The organism is Planktothrix sp., from assembly GCF_046067725.1.
Taxonomy (GTDB): domain Bacteria; phylum Cyanobacteriota; class Cyanobacteriia; order Cyanobacteriales; family Microcoleaceae; genus Planktothrix.
In genome coordinates this window covers 1-4,218 of sequence record NZ_JBJUDF010000132.1, presented here as the reverse complement: position 1 = coordinate 4,218, position 4,218 = coordinate 1, and the positions used below count along the sequence as shown (strand labels likewise).

Annotated in this window: 5 protein-coding genes; all 5 read left to right on the top strand. The window is 39.1% G+C overall.

What is annotated here, in order from left to right; genetic code table 11:
* On the top strand, positions 1-723 hold a 723-nt coding region (locus ACKPEB_RS07460; protein WP_408964235.1), incomplete at its 5' end, for a sulfate ABC transporter substrate-binding protein.
* A 49-nt stretch (positions 724-772) separates the two neighbouring features.
* Positions 773-1,075 carry an NIL domain-containing protein gene (locus tag ACKPEB_RS07455; RefSeq protein WP_408964234.1) on the top strand — a complete coding sequence of 101 codons (303 nt, stop codon included), beginning with the start codon at positions 773-775 and terminating at the stop codon, positions 1,073-1,075.
* Positions 1,076-1,217: 142 nt separating this feature from the next.
* On the top strand, positions 1,218-2,033 hold the full coding sequence (gene cysT / locus ACKPEB_RS07450; protein WP_408964236.1) for a sulfate ABC transporter permease subunit CysT: 816 nt from the start codon (positions 1,218-1,220) through the stop codon (positions 2,031-2,033).
* A gap of 56 nt (positions 2,034-2,089) precedes the next feature.
* Positions 2,090-2,929: a sulfate ABC transporter permease subunit CysW gene (gene cysW / locus ACKPEB_RS07445; RefSeq protein ID WP_408964233.1), complete on the top strand. Its 840-nt coding sequence runs from the start codon at positions 2,090-2,092 to the stop codon at positions 2,927-2,929.
* A 50-nt stretch (positions 2,930-2,979) separates the two neighbouring features.
* On the top strand, positions 2,980-4,026 hold the full coding sequence (locus tag ACKPEB_RS07440; RefSeq protein WP_408964232.1) for a sulfate/molybdate ABC transporter ATP-binding protein: 1,047 nt from the start codon (positions 2,980-2,982) through the stop codon (positions 4,024-4,026).
* Positions 4,027-4,218 lie beyond the last annotated feature (192 nt).

The following is a 4,218-nucleotide window of genomic DNA, read 5'->3' as shown; positions in this document are numbered from 1 at the left end:
GAGAAAGCCGGACTCATCCAACCCGGTTGGGAACAGGAACTACCTAATGAGTCAATCGTGCATAAATCCGTTGCTGCTTTAGTCGTTAGAGATCCGAATCTTGGGGTTAAGGGATGGTCTGATTTAACCCGTGATGATATTCAAGTGATTACGGCTAACCCGAAAACCTCTGGGGGTGCCAAGTGGAACTTCCTAGCTTTGTGGGGGGCGATTACTCAAGCCGGAGGAAGCGAACAAGAAGCCCAAAACTTTGTAGAAACCGTCTTTAGTCGAGTTCCAGTTCTGCCAAAAGATGCTCGTGAAGCTAGTGATGTGTTCTACAAACAAGGTCAAGGGAATGTCTTAATTAATTATGAAAATGAAGTGATTTTAGCGACGCAACAAGGAGATAGACAACCCTATATTGTGCCAACAGATTATAACATTTCCATTGATAATCCGGTTGCCGTTGTTGATGCCAATGTTGATAAACATGGAACAAGGCAAGTAGCAGAAGCGTTTACCAAATTCTTATTTACACCGGAAGCTCAACGAGAGTTTGCTAAAGTTGGATTTCGACCTGTTGAACCAACCATAGAAGCGGAATTTGTTAGCCAATTTCCGAAAATCGAAAAACTCTTTACCATTAAAGATTTAGGCGGATGGAAGCAAGTAGACAGTCAATTTTTTGCGGATGGAGCCTTTTTTGAGCAAATGCAAACCAAAATTGCCCAACCTAAATAGATCTTGATCAAGTTTATAACGTTCTACTGATTCATTGAAGGAGGTTAAAATGTCTGAAAATTTACATAATTCTGTTTTAAAAGCGAGAGAACGTTATCAGACAAACTGCCGAATTCGAGTTAGAATTCCTAAAGGATATCATCAAGAACCTGTCATTTCTCATTTAATTTCTGATTATAGTTTACAAGTTAATATTATAGGAGCGATTTTAGGTCAGAATGCTAAGGAAGATGGTTGGTTTGATTTACTCCTGAAAGGAACCCCTCAACAAATCAACAGTGCTTTAATTTATCTTTCAGATTTAGATATCGAAATTTGGCGAGATTCCCAATCAGAAATTGATGGATGGTAGCTCAAAACTTCCTAATATTTCTGAATTTATCTTCAAAATCAAGTCTTTTGTAGAATCCCATTAATTAATCTAAATCCCTGATTTAATCTCTATGAGAGTTAACCAATTGAAACTTAAACAACCGGTTTTAAATCACCCAGTTATAGAACTTTTGGGGCGGTTTTCTTTTCCTTGGGTTTTTACATTTTTCTATTTGATTTTGATGTTATTGCTGCCTTTTGCTGCATTAATTGAAAAATCTTTGAGGGTATCTCCCCAAGAGTTCTGGAATATTGCCTTTAGTCCCATTGCTGTATCTGCTTATAACGTTACTTTTGTCACTGCTTTAGCCGCAGGCGCCATTAATGGAATAATGGGAACCTTAGTCGCTTGGGTGCTTGTTCGTTATCAGTTTCCAGGGAAAAAATTAATCGATGCTGCGGTTGATTTACCATTTGCTTTACCCACGTCCGTTGCAGGTTTAGTCTTAGCAACTGTTTATAGCGATAAAGGCTGGATTGGACAATTTTTTGCCCCTTTTGGCATTAAAATTGCCTTCACCCGTTTAGGGGTATTTGTAGCCATGTTGTTTATTTCTATCCCCTTTGTGGTCAGAACTTTACAACCTGTTTTACAAGAAATGGAACAGGAAACGGAGGAAGCCGCATGGTCATTAGGTGCATCTCAATTTCAAACGTTTTTAAGGGTTTTACTCCCCCCCTTAATGCCTCCCATTTTAACCGGAATAGCCCTGGGTTTTTCCCGTGCTGTCGGCGAATATGGTTCAGTGGTTATTGTTTCTTCGAGTATTCCCTTTAAAGATTTAATTGCTCCGGTTTTAGTGTTTCAACGCTTAGAACAATATGATTATGTCGGTGCTACAGTGATTGGTACAGTCCTCTTATTTGTTTCATTATTCTTGTTAATATTGATTAACGCACTGCAACAATGGGGACGACGGTATTCTCTAAAAAGCTAAGTGTTTTAAGCTTTTTAATTAATTAGTACCTAATATTCATTGCTCGTTTGTCCTTTATGATATCTAATTCTTCAACAAAGCCCAATACTTCACAATCGCCACCTTGGATTCAATGGCTACTGATTGGAATTGCTTTACTGTATCTCGGCTTAATTTTATTTATTCCTGCTATAGCCGTTTTTTATGAAGCTTTCCATAAAGGAACCCAAGAATTTTTAACGGCTATCAATACCCGTGAATTTCAACACGCGATGCAATTAACTGTAACCATTGCATTTATTGTTGTTCCCCTTAATACTCTTTTTGGACTTTGTGCGGCTTGGGTCATTGCTCGCAATCAATTTCCAGGTCGTACCTTATTAATTAGTATTATTGACCTGCCTTTTGCGATTTCTCCAGTGGTAGCAGGGTTAATGATTGTCCTGTTATATGGTCGCAATGGTTGGTTTGGTGCAGCTTTACAAAGTGTTGATATTAAAGTGTTATTTTCACTCCCTGGAATGGTATTAGCAACCCTATTTGTTTCTTTACCTTTTGTCGCTAGAGAAGTCATTCCTGTTTTAGAAGAAGTCGGTTCAGAACAGGAAGAAGCCGCGCGAACTTTAGGAGCTCAAGATTTCCAAATTTTCTGGCGTGTCACTCTTCCTAATATTAAATGGGGGTTACTTTATGGTGTTCTATTAACCAATGCTAGAGCGATGGGGGAATTTGGAGCCGTAGCGGTGGTTTCTGGATTAATTTCTGGTCGAACTTTAACCTTACCAACCTTTGTGGAACAAGCTTACAAAAACTATCAAACCGAAGCTGCTTTTGGTGCTGCCACCATTTTAGCATTACTCGCATTAGTTACTTTAGTTCTGAAAGAAATTTTAGAACGGAAAACCAATCATGATTAAGCTTTTTTGGAATTAAACCTTGTAATTTTTTTCTTAAATTTGGAGTGAATATGGGTATTGCTGTTAAAAATGTTTCTAAAATTTTCGGTAATTTTCAAGCTTTAGATCAGATCAACTTGGAAGTTAAAGAAGGAAAATTAGTCGCTTTATTAGGGCCATCGGGTTCGGGAAAATCGACTTTATTAAGAGCGATCGCTGGTTTAGAAACTCCCGATAGTGGACAAATTATTATTAACGGTCAAGATACAACCTATTTAGATGTACGGCGGCGCAATATTGGATTTGTATTCCAACATTATGCTTTATTTAAACATCTCACCGTCCGCCAAAATATCGCCTTTGGTTTAGAAATTCGTAAATATCCTCGCAAACAAATTCAAGCAAGAGTCGAGGAATTATTAGAATTAATTCAATTAAAAGGATTAGGAAATCGTTATCCCTCTCAACTGTCGGGTGGTCAACGTCAACGGGTTGCTTTAGCTCGTGCTTTAGCGGTTCAACCTCAAGTTTTATTACTCGATGAACCCTTTGGGGCGTTAGATGCTAAAGTTCGTTTAGAATTGCGGAGTTGGTTACGTCAATTGCATGATGAAGTTCATGTCACCAGTGTTTTTGTGACCCATGATCAAGAAGAAGCAATGGCGGTCGCCGATGAAATTGTTGTGATGAATCAAGGTAGAATTGAACAGGTTGGAACCCCCGCAGAAATTTATGATCACCCCGCCACACCCTTTGTAATGCAGTTTATTGGAACGGTTAATGTATTACCCAGTCATGCGTCACTTTTCCAAGATTTAGCTTTCGGAGTTCCCACTTCTCATATTTTTATTCGTCCCCATGATTTAGAATTACACACCACAGATCACTCTGAATTAAGAGCACCCGCTTGGGTGAAACGGGTCACACATTTAGGATGGGATATTCAAGTGGATTTAATCTTAGCTGATGAGCGTCCAATTGTCGCCCATTTAACTAAAGAGCAATTTACCAAACTTCAACTTCAATCCGGTGATCAAGTTTTTGTTGAACCGAAACGAGGATATAACGGTGAAACCTGCGAAATTCTACTAGAACAACCCGCTACATCATTCCGTTAACATCCCTTCTGGTTTTTACAAAGAGCTCGCACAAAGCCCACGCACTTCAGTCGTGGGATGTAGTGCGACCCCCTAAAGGCAGGGCTGTTTCATTTTCTCCCAAAATTTGTATGACCTCTCCCCCTAACCCCCTCTCCTGCAAGGAGAGGGGGGACTAATTATTACTATTAAACATCAAAAATCATTAATTAC

What these genes read in the sequence shown, in the direction of transcription:
- ACKPEB_RS07455 (WP_408964234.1), top strand. Translation starts at nt 773, where the DNA reads ATGTCTGAAAATTTACATAATTCTGTTTTAAAAGCGAGAGAACGTTAT.
- cysW (WP_408964233.1), top strand. Translation starts at nt 2,090, where the DNA reads ATGATATCTAATTCTTCAACAAAGCCCAATACTTCACAATCGCCACCT.
- ACKPEB_RS07440 (WP_408964232.1), top strand. Translation starts at nt 2,980, where the DNA reads ATGGGTATTGCTGTTAAAAATGTTTCTAAAATTTTCGGTAATTTTCAA.